We start from the raw sequence: 14497 nt of genomic DNA, 5'->3' as shown, positions 1-14497 counted from the left end.
GATTAACCGATGTCCAGAGTATGTAAGGTGATGGGCAAGAAGCCCATGGCGGGGAATAATGTGTCCCACGCCCACAACAAGACCCGCCGCCGTTTTTTGCCCAATTTGCAGTACCACCGTTTCTGGGTGGAAAGCGAAAATCGCTGGGTGCGTATGCGGGTAAGCACCAAGGGTATCCGTACCATTGACAAGAAAGGGATTGACGTCGTTCTGGCTGAACTGCGCGCCGCCGGCGAAAATATCTGAGGATTGAATCATGCGTGACAAGATTAAGCTCGTTTCCACGGCCGGTACCGGTCATTTCTACACCACCACCAAGAACAAGAAGACCAAGCCCGATAAGCTGGAAATGAAGAAATTCGATCCCAAGGCCCGGAAGCATGTGATGTACCGGGAAGACAAGATCAAGTAACGCCCGTTTTCGGTCTGCCTCCCGGTGGTCTGCCCTGAATCTTCGGGAGGGGCCGGACCGTTCCTTTGCTCCGCCATCATTTTTTGCTAAATTACTAGCACTCATGATGGTTGAGTGCCAAGGATGATTTCTCCCGCCATGTTTTATCCCCTTATCTGCGCCATGCAGCCGCAGTCCTTGCCCGTCGTACGGGGTGAGCCGCTCTGCGTGCTTTGCGCATGTTGGCCGGGGATGTAGACGGCCATGGATGAACGCGCCCGTCACCTGCTCAAATCCCTCATCGAGCAGCATATCGCCAAAGGCGTGCCGGTCGGCAGTCGCCAGTTGGCCCGTGATGCGGGCCTCAACATCAGTCCCGCTACCGTGCGTAATGTCATGGCGGACCTGGAGGACGAGGGCTATCTGATCTCCCCCCACACTTCCGCCGGGCGCATTCCCACCCATGTCGGTTACCGTTTTTTTGTCGATGCATTGCTGCGGGTGGTGCCCCTGTCGGCGGAATCCAACCGCTTGCTGGTGCATCGCATCGGGTTTCGCGCTCCGGATACGGAGCAGGTACTGCATGCCGCCACGGGCATTCTCTCCGAACTGACGCACATGGCGGGTTTCGTGCGGGTGCCGCGGCGGGCAACCCGGATTTTACGGCATGTGGACTTTATCTTCCTGCGCGACTGTGAGGTGCTGGCCATCTTCGTCACCGACAAGGGGGACGTGGAGAATCGCCTGATCCGCACTGAGCATCCCTTTGGCGCGGCAGAACTGACGCAGGCGGCCAATTTCTTTAACGCCACATACGGCGGGCGGCCACTGCAGGATGTTATCCATAACCTGCAGCGGGATCTGCAGCAGTCCCGTCATGAAATGGACCGCATTCTGCGCAGCGCCATGGAATTGGGCGAAGAAATGCTGGAGGAAGATCAGCAGCGCATGCTCATCGAGGGCGAATTCCAATGGTTGGACCTGCCGGAGCTCGCGGGGAGTGAACGCCTGCGCGCGCTCCTGGCCGCCGTGCGGCAGAAGCGCGATCTGGTGCATTTGCTGGATGAGAGTATGCGCGGTAGTGAAGTGCGTCTTTTTATTGGGGAAGAGTCGGGCTATGCGCCGCTCAGCGATTGCAGCGTGGTATCGGCACCTTACAGTGTTGATGGGGAGGTGGTCGGGGTGCTGGGGGTGATCGGACCGATGCGGATGCCCTACCAGCAGATTATTCCGCTGGTCGACGGCACGGCGCAATTGCTTGGTCGCGCCCTGTCGCAATCCTGATACCGCCAGATCTTGAAATACTCCGACCTCTTCCCCATATTGTCTTGGACTCAAACTTTCAGGGGTTGATTGCACATGAATGAAGAAGAGCAACAGGGATCGCCATCCACTGAAGCAGAATCTGCCGGTGCAGAGGTGGTGAACTGGGAAGAAAAGGCGGAAGGCTACCGCAACGATTATTTACGCGCCTTGGCGGATGCGGAAAATCTGCGCAAGCGTCACGAAAAGCAGGTAGAAGACGCCCGCAACTATGCCGTGGATCGTTTTGCCCGCGAATTGCTGCCGGTGATTGACAGCCTGGAGCTGGCGCTGGCTAGCCCAGTGGAGGGCGCCGAGAGCATCGCGCCATTGCGGCAGGGTTTAGAAAACACGTTGACGCTGTTTGCCCAAGCCTTGGGAAAGGCCGGCATCGCCCCCATAGAAATGGGCGAAGGGCGTTTTGATCCCCATCTGCATCAGGCGATTGCCATGGTGGAAACGGAGGGGGACGCAAACCGGGTTCTGGCGGTGCATCAGAAAGGTTATTTAATGCATGACCGCTTGTTGCGACCATCCATGGTTTCCGTTTCCAAAGCACCTAAAGCGGCAGAATAACACAACGCACACCAGACAGGTTTTGCATATTCAGGAGATGATAAAATGGCTAAAGTAATAGGAATCGATTTGGGAACCACCAACTCCTGCGTCGCCGTGATGGAAGGCGATAAGGTCAAGGTGATTGAGAACAGCGAAGGTAAGCGCACCACGCCGTCCATCGTCGCTATCACGGAAGAAGGCGAAGTGTTGGTGGGTGAAGCAGCCAAGCGTCAGGCTGTCACCAATCCGGAAAATACTGTGTATGAGGTCAAGCGTCTGATCGGCCGCAAGTTTGATGATGCCGAGGTCCAGAAAGACCTCAAGCATGTGCCTTACAAAGTCATCAAGGCCGACAACGGCGATGCCTGGGTGGAAGTGCGCGATAAGAAGTATTCCGCGCAGCAGATTTCCGCCTTTATCCTGCAGAAGATGAAGAAGACGGCCGAAGATTATCTTGGCGAAAAGGTCAGCGAAGCGGTCATCACCGTGCCGGCCTACTTTAATGACGCACAGCGTCAGGCGACCAAGGATGCGGGCCGTATCGCCGGTCTGGAGGTCAAGCGCATCATCAATGAACCGACTGCGGCGGCGCTGGCCTTTGGCGAAGACAAGAAGCCCGGCGACAGCAAAATTGCGGTGTATGACCTGGGTGGTGGCACCTTCGATATCTCCATCATCGAGATCGCCGAAATGGAGGGGGAACACCAGTTTGAAGTACTCTCCACCAATGGCGACACCTTCCTCGGCGGCGGTGATTTTGACAACCGCGTCATCAACTATTTGGCAGACTCCTTCAAGGCGGAATCGGGTATTGATCTGCGCGGCGACCGTCTGGCCATGCAGCGTCTGAAGGAAGCGGCCGAGAAGGCGAAGATCGAGTTGTCTTCGGCGCAGCAGACCGACGTCAATCTGCCCTTTATTACGGCGGATCAGAGCGGGCCGAAGCACCTCAACATGAAGCTGACCCGCGCCAAGCTGGAGTCGCTGGTGGAAGATCTGATCGATCGCAGCATGGCGCCCTGCCGGGTGGCCATGAAGGACGCCAATCTGGCGACGAGCCAGATCACCGACGTGATTCTGGTGGGTGGCCAGAGCCGGATGCCCAAGGTGCAGGAGAAGGTCAAAGACTTCTTCGGTCAGGACCCGCGTAAGGATGTGAACCCGGACGAGGCCGTGGCCATCGGCGCGGCCATCCAGGGCGCGGTGTTGTCCGGCGAAAAGAAAGATGTGCTGTTGATGGACGTGACGCCGTTGTCCCTTGGCATTGAGACCCTGGGCGGCGTGATGACCAAACTGATCGAGAAGAACACCACCATCCCGACCCGCAAGTCGCAGATTTTCTCGACGGCGGAGGATAATCAGTCGGCGGTGACGGTGCACGTGTTGCAGGGTGAGCGCGAGCTGGCGCGGGATAACAAGTCCCTGGCGCGTTTTGATCTGGCCGATATTGCCAACGCCCCGCGGGGCATGCCGCAGATCGAAGTGACCTTCGACATCGACGCCAACGGCATCCTCCATGTCTCGGCCAAGGACAACCAGACCGGCAAGGAGCAGTCCATCAAGATCACCGCAAGCTCGGGCCTGTCCGAGGAGGAAATCAAGCGGATGATTCAGGAGGCTGAGGCCCACGCTGCGGATGACAAGAAGGCGCGTGCGCTGATCGAGGCGCGCAACGAGGCGGACGCCAGCATGCACGGAGCACGCAAGGCGGTGGAGGAGCATGCCACGGCACCTGAGCACGACAAGACCAAGGTGACGGAAGCGATCACCGCGGTGGAAGCAGCCGCCAAGGGTGAGGATGTGGAAGCGATCAAGGGGGCTGTCGCCACCCTGATGGCCGCTATGTCGGCATTGTTGCAGAGCGCAGCTGCCAGTCAGGCGCAGGCAGAACCCGATACGGGTGCCCAGGGCAATGCCAAGCCGGATGACGTGGTGGATGCCGAGTTCGAAGAAGTCGACAAGAAGTAAAATTACCATCGGTCGCGAGGGGGCAGGGTTTGTTATCCTGTCCCCTTGCCCGTTTCAGGAAAGAAGATGGCTACACGGGATTACTACGAAGTACTGGAAATTACCCGCACGGCAGACGACGGCGAGATCAAGAAGTCTTACCGGCGTCTGGCCATGCGTTATCACCCGGATCGCAATCCGGGTGATGCAAGTGCTGAGGATCGCTTTAAGGAAATCAGCGCCGCCTACGAAGTGCTCTCCGACCCACAGAAACGGCAGGCCTATGATCGATTTGGCCATGCCGGGGTGAATGGCGGTGGCGGCGGGCCGAGTGCTGGCTTTGGGGGCTTTGGTGGCGGTGGTGGAGGGTTCGGCGACGTTTTCAGCGATCTCTTCGAGCAGGCTTTTGGCGGTGGTTTTCGCGGCCAGGATTCGGGGCGAGGGGCCGATCTGCGTTACGAACTGGAGCTTACGCTGGAAGAAGCGGCTCTGGGTAAAGAAGTCACCATTCAGATTCCCAGTTCAGCCACTTGCGAGGTGTGTCACGGCAGCGGCGCCAAGCCGGGCAGTGCGGTGGAGGATTGCACGACCTGTGGTGGTCGCGGTCAGGTACGGATGGTGCAGGGTTTCTTCTCGGTGACCCGCCCCTGCCCGCAGTGTAACGGCAGCGGCAAGGTCATCAAAGAGCCCTGCACGAACTGCCATGGTCATGGTCGGGTCCGCAAGAACCGAGATTTGCAGGTCAAAGTCCCCGCTGGAGTGGATACGGGGGATCGTATCCGTCTGAGCGGGGAGGGCGAAGCGGGCGAGCGGGGCGGTCCGGCGGGAGACCTGTATATTCAGGTGCGGGTGTTGCCGCATGCGCTCTTTGAGCGGGACGGCGATGATCTGCACTGTGCGGTGCCAGTCCACTTTACGACCATGGCCATGGGCGGCGAGCTGGAGGTGCCGACTCTGACCGGGCGCGCCAAGGTGCAGATTGCGCCAGGTACGCAGTCGGGCGCGGTATTCCGTCTGCGCGGCAAGGGCATCAAAGGGGTGCGCAGCAAGCTCAACGGCGACCTGCATTGCCAGGTCCAGGTGGAGGTGCCGGTACACCTCTCCGCCCGGCAAAAGGAGTTGCTGGAAGAGTTTGCCGGAGAAGGCAGCGACAACGTCCAACATCCCCAGCAGGAAAGCTGGTGGAATAAGGCCAAAGACTTTTTTGACCGGATGGGCCTCTGATGGCCAGGGTGTGGCGCGTCGGCGTTACGGCGGTGGCGGGCCGCATGGGGCGGGCCTTGGTGCAGGCCATTGTCGCTCATCCTGAGCTGCAATTGGTGGCAGCCGTAGGGCGCAGCGGGGCTGCTTATCTGGGGGAGGACGCTGGCCGTTTGGCGGGCCTTCATGCTTTGGGCCTGCCAGTCACCGCAGATCTCGCGGGTACCCTGGCTGATCTGGACGTGCTGATTGAATTTGGTCCGGTAGAGGCTGCTCTGGCGCATGTCGCGGCCTGTGTGGCGGCAGCGAAGCCGGTCGTGGTCGGCACGACGGGTTTTTCCGTGACCCAGCGCGCGGAACTGGAAAACGCCAGTCGACATATTCCGCTGGTGCTGGCGCCGAACATGAGCGTCAGTGTCAACGTGTTGCTCGCCTTTTTGCCCGCCATTACCGCAGCCCTCGGCGAGGATTATGACGTGGAGATTGTCGAGGCCCATCATCGTCACAAGATGGATGCACCTTCTGGTACCGCCCTGGCCCTGGGGCGGGCGGTGGCGGCGGGGCGCGGCGAGCACCTGGACGATATCCAGTGTCTGGATCGCAATGCCATTCCCGGCCCCCGGGTGGCCGGCAGTATCGGCTTTGCGACGCTGCGTGGTGCGGACGTGGTCGGTGAACATACGGTGTGGATGGCGGGGACCGGAGAGCGTCTGGAGCTCACTCACCGCGCGACCAGCCGTCTCAATTTTGCGGAGGGTGCCTTGCGGGCCGCCGGTTGGCTGCGGGGCAGGGCATCGGGCCTGTATGATATGCAGGATGTGCTTGGCCTGAAGGATTTGCCGACCCTACAATGACTACCATCTGACATGCGAGTATACGAGGAGCATCATCATGCAATACGTCGTAGCGAACCGGGTTCCCGTGAAGGCGGAGTATCGTGCGGAGTTTGAGGAGCGCTTCCGGCGCCGGGCGGGCGAAGTGGATAAACAGCCGGGTTTCGTGCGTATGGAGATCCTGCGTCCGCTAAACGATGACGGTCTGTATGTGGTGCTGACTCACTGGGTCGATCAGGCGGCCTTCGAGGCGTGGATGAAAAGTGCCGACTTTAAGACCGCCCACACCAATCCTTTGCCCAAAGAAGCCTTTGGTGAGGGGGGTGGTATTGAGCGCCACGAGGTGATTATCAGTTCTGAAGCGCCACGCTGAGAACGGGGAAGAGATCATGACAGGATTGACGCGGGAACAGATCGAGCAGTCGCTGCGCGCGATGCAGGACCCTTATCTGGGCAAAGATCTGGCAGCAGCAGGGGTCCTCAAGGGGGTCGATGGCTTTGCAGTCAAACTGGAATTGCCTTACCCCAGTCTGGGGGTGGCCATTAGTTTGAGCGAGGAGGTGGCCCGACAAATCCAGAATGATCATGGCATCAGCGCGCAAGTTACTGTCGGGCACCGTATTCTTTCGCATCAGGTGCAACGCGGTGTCAAGCTGATGGAAGGCATCAAAAACGTCATTGCTGTTGCCTCCGGCAAGGGAGGGGTCGGTAAATCCACCACGGCCGTCAATCTGGCGCTGGCGCTGGCCAAAGAAGGCGCCAAGGTGGGTATGCTCGACGCCGACATCTACGGTCCCAGTCAGCCGCGCATGCTGGGCATTTCCGGCAAGCCGACCAGTAAAGATGGTAAAAAGATGGAGCCCATGGAAGGGCACGGCATCAAGGCGATGTCCATCGGATTTCTCATCGACGACGAAACGCCCATGGTCTGGCGCGGCCCCATGGTCATGCAGGCGCTGGAGCAGTTGCTTTCCGACACCCGCTGGGGCGAGCTGGATTATCTGGTGGTGGATCTGCCGCCGGGTACCGGCGATACCCAGCTCACCCTGGCGCAGAAGGTGCCGGTCTCCGGTGCGGTGATCGTCACGACGCCACAGGACATTGCCTTGCTGGACGCCCGCAAGGGTCTGAAGATGTTTGAGAAAGTGGGTGTGCCTATTCTCGGTATCATCGAGAACATGAGTTTTTATATCTGCCCGAAGTGCGGTAACGAGGACGATATTTTCGGACATGGCGGTGGTGCGGCCATGGCCGAGCAGGATGGGGTGGAATTTCTGGGGGCGATACCGCTCGACCGCAGCATTCGCAACGAAGCCGATAATGGCGCGCCGACGGTGGTGGCGCAGCCGGATTCCCGTCTCGCCAAAATCTATCTGGAACTGGCGCGGCATGTGGCCGGACGGGTGGCGATCCAGGCGGTCGATCACAGCCACAAGTTCCCCAACATCGTCGTCCAGAACCGCTGATTCGCAGCCGCTTACAGGAAGTCTCCGCCATGAGCATCAAATCCGATCGCTGGATCCGTCAGATGGCGGAAGAACACGGGATGATCGAACCCTTTTCACCGCGACAGGTGCGGCACGTCGAGGGAAATTCCATTATCTCCTACGGCTTGTCTTCCTATGGTTACGATATCCGTTGCGCCGGGGAGTTCAAAGTCTTCACCAATGTCCGTAGCGCGATTGTCGATCCGAAGAATTTCAGCGAAGATTCTTTTGTCGATTTTACCGGGGATACCTGCGTTATCCCGCCGAATTCTTTCGCCCTGGCGCGTACGCTGGAATACTTCCGTATCCCGCGTAATGTGCTGACTATTTGTCTGGGTAAATCCACCTACGCCCGTTGCGGCATCATCGTCAATGTCACGCCTTTTGAGCCGGAGTGGGAAGGCTATGTGACCCTGGAATTCTCCAATACGACACCCTTACCCGCGAAAATCTATGCGAATGAGGGCGTGGCGCAGGTGCTGTTTTTGGAATCTGACGAGGTCTGCGAAGTGTCTTACGCCGACCGCGGTGGCAAGTATCAGGGCCAGAGTGGCGTAACCCTACCGAAGGCTTGAAAGCGGCTCAGGGTAACGGCTCTTTGGTGTAGGCGATATTGGCCTGCTCGGAGGAGTAGGCATCCATCCTTTTGTGGGCGCGCAGATCGTTCACCCAGTGGGGATTGAGTAACAGGGATTTGCCCGAGAGAATCATATCGGCATCCGCCAGCGCTGCCTCGGCGCTGTCCCGATCATGAATATTGCCGCAGATCAACAATGGTTTCCGGGTGGCGCTACGGGTCAACTGTGCCATATTTTTGCCGGTCCCGAAGGCCTCGTCGCCAAAGCGGTAGGTGGATACCGAAATGGCGTCGATGGGGAGTTGATCCAGGAGTCGAATCACCTCTGTCCATTCGTCGGCATTGGCGAACAGGGAAACTTCCATATCCGCAACACCCCAGTTGGATATCCGGAAGAAGAGTAGTTTGTCAGCCGGCACATGTGGACGCACAGCCTCTACGACTTCACGGGCAAAGCGGAAGCGGTTTTCGACGCTGCCACCATAGTTATCTGCACGCTGATTGCTGTAGGCGGATAGAAACGCATTGATCAGGTAACCGTGTGCGCCGTGAATTTCTATACCATCGAATCCAGCCGCAATGCCCCCTTTAACCGTTTCGACGAAACCCTGAATGACATGCGCAATATCAAAGGACGACATCACGTCGGGCATGGGGTAAGGCGCGCCGGTCAGTGGGTTGTTTTGTTTGGGGATCAATGCGCTGGCTGCGATAGTGCGTTCGGCGGGATTCACTTCATTCCACGCTATTCTGCCGCAATGAAAAATTTGCAGCACCGATACGCTGCCCGCCGCACGGATTTTGGCGTTGACCTGTGCCCAGGCATCAATTTGCCGCTGCGTGGTTAACCGCGCCTGGCCGGGATAGCCCTGGGCGCTTTCATAATCGCTGACGATGGCTTCGGTAGTGATGAGTGCGACATCGTTTTCGGCGCGCCGGATCAGGAAATCCAATACGTCCTGACGGGGAATGCTGTCCTTTTCCGAGGACATGCGGGTCATCGGCGCCAGCCCGATGCGGTTTTTCAAGGTGTAGCACCCTATTTTGAGAGGGGAAAACAGATCTTTGCTGGTTTGGGACATTGGCTATTTCCTTATGCGTTGGCAACTTGCTGGTGCGGACGGGCTGGAAGATTACCTGAGTAAGATACCATGTGGTCGGTATGTTTCCCAGCGGGCGCCGGGAGACCTCCCCAGATTTCGGGATGGGTAACCGGCGTGGTCAGGCTTATGGTTCGTCCACGGCAACAAGGATATGCCGCAAGCGCTCCGGCCGAAACGCCGCCCAGTAGAGTCCCCAGAAAAAAATGACCATCACCAGCACGACAAACAGCAGGGTGGCCGCACCTTCACCGCCGACCGGCAAGGGCCAGAGGCTGACCGCCGTCACTTTGATCAGGAGCGGCAGGCTGATGCCGGCGATGATCAGGCTGGGCCAGCGCCAGGCATGGCGTTGGCGGAACAGGAACCAGGGCGTGGCGATGTTGGCCAGGCTATAAATCAGCAGAAAGGCCAGCCCGGTAAAGGTGCCAAAGGTGCCGACCACCGACAATATGGGAATTTTCCACAGGGTAACCACCGCCATACTGATGAGCACGCTGATGGCGAGTACCCGCAACGCCCGCGCCGGGGTGCCGTGGCGTAAGTCCCGGTGATGGAAAAAACGCGGGATGATCCCGTGTCCGGCCATACTGTAAAGAATCCGCGAGATGCTGTTGAGGGTGGCAATAGTGGCGGAAAATGCCGCCGTCGCCATGGCGAGATCGGAGAAAATGCCGAGCCAGGGATGCCCGATGGCCTGAGCGATGGCATTGAGCGGGGCCGCACTGTCGCCCAGAGGGGTAGGGAGGTGGGCAAAAGCCAGCACCTCGATATACGCCATGGCGACGAAAAACCCGCCGACCATCAGCACGGAAAGCACCATGACGCGCGGGATGGCGGTGCGCGCCGCGCTGGTTTCACCTGCCAGATTACCTGCCGTCTCAAAGCCACCGTAAGCCAGCAACGAGAGAATCAACGCCTGCGCCAGTGGCGCGGTGTGCAAGCGCTGGAAATTCCACTGAGCCGGATCGCGCCAGCCAAGATGCCAGAGCGCCGCCGCGGCAATGAAGACGATGCAGAGGATGGAGAATATCTCTACCCAGAGCCCCCAACGCGCGGAGATTTCGATGCCGCGCAGGGCCAGGCGCCACGCCACCAGCAGATAAAGCACCCCAATTCCGGCAATCCAGCCCATCCCGGAAACCGGCCAGAAGAACCGCAGCGCCTGCTCGACAAAAAGCCCGCCCAGCAGCGGGGCCGCCGCCAAGGCGCCCAAATAGCCGGTAATCATGGTGAAGCCCGCGACCATGCCGGAAATCGGATGCAGGGCCTTGCTCAGATAAAAGAACAGCGAGCCGGGGGAGGGGAAATGTCTGGCCAGAATGCCCACCTGCAGGGCCACCAGGGTCATCAGCATGCCGATGAGGGCATAGGCCAGCCAGGTAAAGGCGCCGCCGTGTATGGCCACCAGAGAAATCGTGACGGCCGGCATGGCCGACGGCGTGATATTGGCTACGGCATGGCCCCAGAGTTCGCTGACGTTTATGCCGCCACCGCTGGTCCGGCGAAGCGTCACGCCGCCGCCCTGGCGCACCTGGGTCACCAGACCACCGTGGAGCGTGGCACGATCAAGCCATACTCAGCCGATGACATGATCAGGAACCCCGCGTTGGAGAATGGCTTTTGAGCCAGTCGCGCAAGGCGGCATTCATGCGGGTCTGCCAGCCTGGGCCGGAGGCGCGAAACATTTCCAACACGTCGCGATCGAAACGGATCGTCGTGGATTCCTTGAGCGCTCCCACGGGTCGACCCCGCTTCTTGCGGCTGGCATCGATGCCAGCCTGCATCTCTTCCCGCAAAAGCGGGCGGTCGTCTTCGTCGGTTCCATCCCAGGCGAAGTCGCCGGTGGCACGGAGCCGTGCCAAATCAGTCTGTGAAGTCGTTTTCAAGCCACGCATGGTACATCTCCCGTTCTTCCGCGCTGGCTTTCCGAAAGCTGATGATGCGAGACTCCTCGCCGCGCTCGGCATGCGCCAGCGAAAGCACAGTGAGCACCTCAAACACCTAGGCGAAGGATTGTAGCCGCATTTCGTCATGCCATGCCACCGGCATGTCGAGACGATAGCGGGACTCCAGCACCCAATCCGCATCGCGAAAATCCAGTTGTCACTAGATTTAGTGTAGTAACACAAAAATTGGCGGTCAATGGCGGCGGTGGACTTTTTATGCCGGCATGGTCTCCTTGGTTGCGGGATAAGGAATGCCATTGTTAGGCTAGGCTCAGAGGGTGGTACAGACCTCATTCCACCCGCGTTCCCTGACCCAATCCCTTGGCGATGAGCGTCAAAACCATCGCATTGAGCGATACCCCCTCCATTCTGGCCCGCGCAGCAAGTTGGGCATGAATGGATTTGGGTACTCTGGCAATGAATTTTCCGGAAGCCACGCCTCCACTATTCGGTGCCGGTACCGGCATCCCCTGCTCCTGCAAAGCCCCCATCACTGCCTGCAAGGCTTCCCGGCCATTCTGTAATGCTTCTTCCACCGTTTCTCCATCCGCAATGCATTCCGTGAAGTCCGGGTAGGAAATCAGATACCCACCCCCTTCTGAGGGCTTCAGCGGGCGCATCTCGAACGGGTAATCTTCCAGGGCATACATGGTCATTCTCCTGCCACTAGGCGCAAAAACTTTTTGATGTAGACCGGCTTGATCGGTCGATGGGCGGGCACGGGCAGCGTCCGCCCATCGGGCCGGATAAATATGCAATGACTGCCGCCATCGTGTCGCCAGGTGATTTCGTGCTGACGGGCAACCACCTGAAGATCATCAATCTGCCACCACATGGGGTGGTTTTTCATGGCCTCACGCAGCTTGATCGCTTTATTCATCCACGAATGATACTACTTGTAACATCATTTAGCATCATATAACCCTCTCTGAAACGACCGTTTTCGAGAGTCTTCAGATGGTGGTGATTTCTGCACAGTAAATCAAATGGTTGCAATTCTCAAAAACCATTCTCAAAAGACTGCTACGGTTTACAGCCATGGTAACGAGTTTCGAGAACATGATGGTCAGTCCGCTGGACGACTGCTTAAGCTGCCCAGCCGCCGTTCGTAATCACAGATCTATCTAATGTGTGATAGGCGGGCTGGCTAAAGAATCTGATTCTCGTGCCCAGGCTGTTTGCTCAGCCCTGCTTTGCGCATAACGGCACATGTTGAGAATGACCTGGGTCAACAAGTTCTTGCACGCGACAGGCATTTCTCCCGCCGCCCCCTCGCAATCTCTGGTCAGCCTCTTTTTGCGTATAACCCGAAAATTATACCTGCGTGGAGTAATCAAGCTTTGACGGTACTCAGGCGCAGCATCAACGTCATCGGATGTTGTGGTGACTCCTGAAAGCCGTAGTGCTCATAGAACTGTTTGGCGCGTTCGTGGAGCGCATGAACCAGCAAAGCGCGAACTCCGGTGTTCTGCGATACGGTGATGGCCCGATTCACCGCGTCTTGCAGCATGGCTGCCCCCAGTTTGATGCCTTGTGCCCGTCGATCTACCGCCAGCCTGCCAAGCACCATGACGGGAACCGGATCGGGCATATTGCGACGAACCGAGCCGGTCGCCAGTTGATGAGAGACCGCACCAGCTGACATGGAGTAGAAGCCACGCACACGATTTTCTTCATCAACAACCACAAAACTCCTGCTGGCGCCAGTGAGCTGGTTATTCATCGCCCGGCGTTTGAGCCATTCATCCAGAGCAGGCGCTCCGCACTCAAAGTCGCCCAACAGATGCGTCGCGGCAAGTGGTTGCGGCGAGGATAGCTTCAAGCTCATGCTTGATTGCTTTCCCACGGCGCCTTGACCGCCATCAACCGCTCAAGACCCTCATTGGCATGTGGCGGCGCATCAAGCATGGCGGTGAACTGCTGGAATTTTTCCGCATCCAGCCCAAAGAACACCTGATCGAGCAGCACCGATTGCGCACGCTCGCAGGCGGCTTCCAACATGAAATCGGAACGGTTTTTGCCCAACAGGTTGGCGGCGTGGTCAATGAGATCACGTTGCTCCGGCAAGGCACGTAAATTGATGGCGGCAGCGCGCATGGCAGTCTCCTCATGGAACACAACAGATATACAAATGGTAGAGCGGCGTATAGCTGTTGTCAATACATGGTTAACACAAGTCATACGGCATGGGCATGAGTGACGACCGAGTGAGTTGATATTGCTAGGCACGATTACTCATAGGCTTCGATGTTGATGGCCGTTAGCTAACACGGTACTGAGCGGAATAGAATGGAACGGAACACAAGATAAAGGGCGTTGGCATCCCGAAGAGCACTCTTGCCGCGGCGGTCCAGGGGCGATAGATTGCCATGAGCTTGGGACTGGTGACTCTGGCCAGATACGGTGGGATTATGGGTGCCCCGCTCGTCGTCCCGATCGGATTGGACCTGGAATTATCGCTCTGGAGAATGGCATGGCCACACCGCGCGGCCCCAAAACATCGCCGCATCACGCTTATCTGCTGCAGGTGACGCTGGAAGGCATAGATCCACCTATCTGGCGGTGGGTATGGGTAGAAAGTGACATGTCCCTGCATGCCTTGCACCACATTCTGCAGGCAGCCATGGGCTGGACCGGCGCCCATCTGCACGAATTCACCATCGATGGAAGACATTATGGCATACCGCATCCCGATGACCTGCGGGAGGTGCCGATCCAGGATGAGCGGAAAGTCAAACTCGGTTCCCTGTTGAAAAAAGGGCTGTCGTTCAGTTATCTCTATGATTTCGGGGACAGTTGGAACCACCTCATTGGCGTCAAGAAGGTCGAGACCAAGGACGAACCCTACGGAGCCGCCTTTGTGGAGGCTGGAGAGGGAGCCTGCCCGCCAGAGGACAGTGGCGGCATACCGGGCTACCAGGACTTCCTTGAACTTTACCAGACCAAGCCTAAGAGCAAGGATGTGCGGGAATTTCTCCGTTGGGCCGGTGAGGACTTCAATCCCTTCCTCTTTGACCGCCATGCCACCAATGCGGCGCTGCTACGATTGGGGTGGAACCAATGGGGAAAGTAGGCTGTACGCCTGCGGTACGTCAGGAAATGTAGTCGGTCGCATGATGGCACTGATAGGGAACAGCCAATGACCGCTACCGC

The 14497-nt window shown here is 58.2% G+C and carries 18 protein-coding genes; 11 read left to right on the top strand and 7 right to left on the bottom strand.

Translation table 11 applies throughout. The features are described from left to right. Window positions 1-9: 9 nt before the first annotated feature. The 10 genes from rpmB to dcd all read left to right on the top strand — a co-directional run bounded on the left by rpmB (window position 10) and on the right by dcd (window position 8293). The gene (gene rpmB / locus M0P56_RS05485) at window positions 10-246 is read left to right on the top strand and encodes a 50S ribosomal protein L28 (protein WP_291509037.1); all 237 of its coding nucleotides are present in this window, start codon (window positions 10-12) and stop codon (window positions 244-246) included. A gap of 10 nt (window positions 247-256) precedes the next feature. After that, window positions 257-412 (top strand): 50S ribosomal protein L33, encoded by a 156-nt coding sequence (rpmG, locus tag M0P56_RS05480; RefSeq protein WP_291509036.1) that lies wholly within the window; start codon window positions 257-259, stop codon window positions 410-412. Between the two features lie 243 nt (window positions 413-655). Continuing rightward, a complete protein-coding gene (gene hrcA / locus M0P56_RS05475; RefSeq protein WP_291509035.1) occupies window positions 656-1675 on the top strand; it encodes a heat-inducible transcriptional repressor HrcA in 1020 nt (339 codons plus the stop codon). Window positions 1676-1750: 75 nt separating this feature from the next. Continuing rightward, window positions 1751-2269: a nucleotide exchange factor GrpE gene (locus tag M0P56_RS05470; RefSeq protein ID WP_291509034.1), complete on the top strand. Its 519-nt coding sequence runs from the start codon at window positions 1751-1753 to the stop codon at window positions 2267-2269. 45 nt (window positions 2270-2314) lie between these two features. Beyond that, the gene (gene dnaK, locus M0P56_RS05465) at window positions 2315-4219 is read left to right on the top strand and encodes a molecular chaperone DnaK (protein ID WP_291509033.1); all 1905 of its coding nucleotides are present in this window, start codon (window positions 2315-2317) and stop codon (window positions 4217-4219) included. A 66-nt stretch (window positions 4220-4285) separates the two neighbouring features. Then, window positions 4286-5422 carry a molecular chaperone DnaJ gene (gene dnaJ / locus M0P56_RS05460; RefSeq protein ID WP_291509032.1) on the top strand — a complete coding sequence of 379 codons (1137 nt, stop codon included), beginning with the start codon at window positions 4286-4288 and terminating at the stop codon, window positions 5420-5422. Then, window positions 5422-6252, top strand: a complete 831-nt coding sequence (gene dapB / locus M0P56_RS05455) for a 4-hydroxy-tetrahydrodipicolinate reductase (RefSeq protein WP_291509031.1) — start codon at window positions 5422-5424, stop codon at window positions 6250-6252. The genes dnaJ and dapB overlap by 1 nt, the downstream gene beginning before the upstream one ends. A gap of 37 nt (window positions 6253-6289) precedes the next feature. Continuing rightward, entirely contained in the window at window positions 6290-6604 is a 315-nt protein-coding gene (locus M0P56_RS05450; RefSeq protein ID WP_291509030.1) for an antibiotic biosynthesis monooxygenase, read from the top strand. A gap of 16 nt (window positions 6605-6620) precedes the next feature. Continuing rightward, window positions 6621-7697: an iron-sulfur cluster carrier protein ApbC gene (gene apbC / locus M0P56_RS05445; RefSeq protein WP_291509029.1), complete on the top strand. Its 1077-nt coding sequence runs from the start codon at window positions 6621-6623 to the stop codon at window positions 7695-7697. Between the two features lie 29 nt (window positions 7698-7726). Beyond that, window positions 7727-8293: a dCTP deaminase gene (dcd, locus tag M0P56_RS05440; protein WP_291509028.1), complete on the top strand. Its 567-nt coding sequence runs from the start codon at window positions 7727-7729 to the stop codon at window positions 8291-8293. A gap of 7 nt (window positions 8294-8300) precedes the next feature. Here the strand turns inward: dcd and M0P56_RS05435 are convergent, their stop codons facing one another. From M0P56_RS05435 to M0P56_RS05405, 7 genes are all read right to left on the bottom strand, one after another. Continuing rightward, window positions 8301-9377, bottom strand: a complete 1077-nt coding sequence (locus M0P56_RS05435) for an NADH-dependent flavin oxidoreductase (protein WP_291509027.1) — start codon at window positions 9375-9377, stop codon at window positions 8301-8303. Between the two features lie 145 nt (window positions 9378-9522). Further along, window positions 9523-10938, bottom strand: a complete 1416-nt coding sequence (locus M0P56_RS05430; RefSeq protein WP_291509026.1) for an APC family permease — start codon at window positions 10936-10938, stop codon at window positions 9523-9525. A 52-nt stretch (window positions 10939-10990) separates the two neighbouring features. Beyond that, window positions 10991-11293, bottom strand: coding sequence for a BrnA antitoxin family protein (locus M0P56_RS05425; RefSeq protein ID WP_291509025.1), 303 nt, complete (start codon window positions 11291-11293; stop codon window positions 10991-10993). Window positions 11294-11634: 341 nt separating this feature from the next. Beyond that, the gene (locus tag M0P56_RS05420) at window positions 11635-11994 is read right to left on the bottom strand and encodes a type II toxin-antitoxin system HicB family antitoxin (protein ID WP_291509024.1); all 360 of its coding nucleotides are present in this window, start codon (window positions 11992-11994) and stop codon (window positions 11635-11637) included. Between the two features lie 2 nt (window positions 11995-11996). Continuing rightward, window positions 11997-12224 carry a type II toxin-antitoxin system HicA family toxin gene (locus tag M0P56_RS05415; protein ID WP_291509023.1) on the bottom strand — a complete coding sequence of 76 codons (228 nt, stop codon included), beginning with the start codon at window positions 12222-12224 and terminating at the stop codon, window positions 11997-11999. A 453-nt stretch (window positions 12225-12677) separates the two neighbouring features. Beyond that, a complete protein-coding gene (locus tag M0P56_RS05410; protein ID WP_291509022.1) occupies window positions 12678-13172 on the bottom strand; it encodes a GNAT family N-acetyltransferase in 495 nt (164 codons plus the stop codon). After that, window positions 13169-13441, bottom strand: a complete 273-nt coding sequence (locus M0P56_RS05405; protein WP_291509021.1) for a DUF1778 domain-containing protein — start codon at window positions 13439-13441, stop codon at window positions 13169-13171. The genes M0P56_RS05410 and M0P56_RS05405 overlap by 4 nt, the downstream gene beginning before the upstream one ends. Before the next feature lie 376 nt (window positions 13442-13817). Between M0P56_RS05405 and M0P56_RS05400 the strand changes: the two genes are divergently transcribed. Continuing rightward, window positions 13818-14417 carry a plasmid pRiA4b ORF-3 family protein gene (locus M0P56_RS05400; RefSeq protein WP_291509020.1) on the top strand — a complete coding sequence of 200 codons (600 nt, stop codon included), beginning with the start codon at window positions 13818-13820 and terminating at the stop codon, window positions 14415-14417. Window positions 14418-14497 lie beyond the last annotated feature (80 nt).

It is taken from the genome of Acidithiobacillus sp. (assembly GCF_023229925.1).
GTDB lineage: Bacteria > Pseudomonadota > Gammaproteobacteria > Acidithiobacillales > Acidithiobacillaceae > Acidithiobacillus.
This window is presented reverse-complemented; position numbering and strand designations above follow the sequence as displayed.

Bases quoted from the DNA above. Each gene is read 5' to 3' on its own strand.
- M0P56_RS05435 (WP_291509027.1), bottom strand. From the start codon at position 9,377: ATGTCCCAAACCAGCAAAGATCTGTTTTCCCCTCTCAAAATAGGGTGC.
- rpmB (WP_291509037.1), top strand. From the start codon at position 10: ATGTCCAGAGTATGTAAGGTGATGGGCAAGAAGCCCATGGCGGGGAAT.
- dnaK (WP_291509033.1), top strand. From the start codon at position 2,315: ATGGCTAAAGTAATAGGAATCGATTTGGGAACCACCAACTCCTGCGTC.
- M0P56_RS05450 (WP_291509030.1), top strand. From the start codon at position 6,290: ATGCAATACGTCGTAGCGAACCGGGTTCCCGTGAAGGCGGAGTATCGT.
- M0P56_RS05400 (WP_291509020.1), top strand. From the start codon at position 13,818: ATGGCCACACCGCGCGGCCCCAAAACATCGCCGCATCACGCTTATCTG.
- hrcA (WP_291509035.1), top strand. From the start codon at position 656: ATGGATGAACGCGCCCGTCACCTGCTCAAATCCCTCATCGAGCAGCAT.
- M0P56_RS05420 (WP_291509024.1), bottom strand. From the start codon at position 11,994: ATGTATGCCCTGGAAGATTACCCGTTCGAGATGCGCCCGCTGAAGCCC.
- M0P56_RS05470 (WP_291509034.1), top strand. From the start codon at position 1,751: ATGAATGAAGAAGAGCAACAGGGATCGCCATCCACTGAAGCAGAATCT.
- M0P56_RS05425 (WP_291509025.1), bottom strand. From the start codon at position 11,293: ATGCGTGGCTTGAAAACGACTTCACAGACTGATTTGGCACGGCTCCGT.
- dnaJ (WP_291509032.1), top strand. From the start codon at position 4,286: ATGGCTACACGGGATTACTACGAAGTACTGGAAATTACCCGCACGGCA.
- apbC (WP_291509029.1), top strand. From the start codon at position 6,621: ATGACAGGATTGACGCGGGAACAGATCGAGCAGTCGCTGCGCGCGATG.
- dapB (WP_291509031.1), top strand. From the start codon at position 5,422: ATGGCCAGGGTGTGGCGCGTCGGCGTTACGGCGGTGGCGGGCCGCATG.
- M0P56_RS05405 (WP_291509021.1), bottom strand. From the start codon at position 13,441: ATGCGCGCTGCCGCCATCAATTTACGTGCCTTGCCGGAGCAACGTGAT.
- M0P56_RS05415 (WP_291509023.1), bottom strand. From the start codon at position 12,224: ATGAATAAAGCGATCAAGCTGCGTGAGGCCATGAAAAACCACCCCATG.
- M0P56_RS05410 (WP_291509022.1), bottom strand. From the start codon at position 13,172: ATGAGCTTGAAGCTATCCTCGCCGCAACCACTTGCCGCGACGCATCTG.
- dcd (WP_291509028.1), top strand. From the start codon at position 7,727: ATGAGCATCAAATCCGATCGCTGGATCCGTCAGATGGCGGAAGAACAC.
- rpmG (WP_291509036.1), top strand. From the start codon at position 257: ATGCGTGACAAGATTAAGCTCGTTTCCACGGCCGGTACCGGTCATTTC.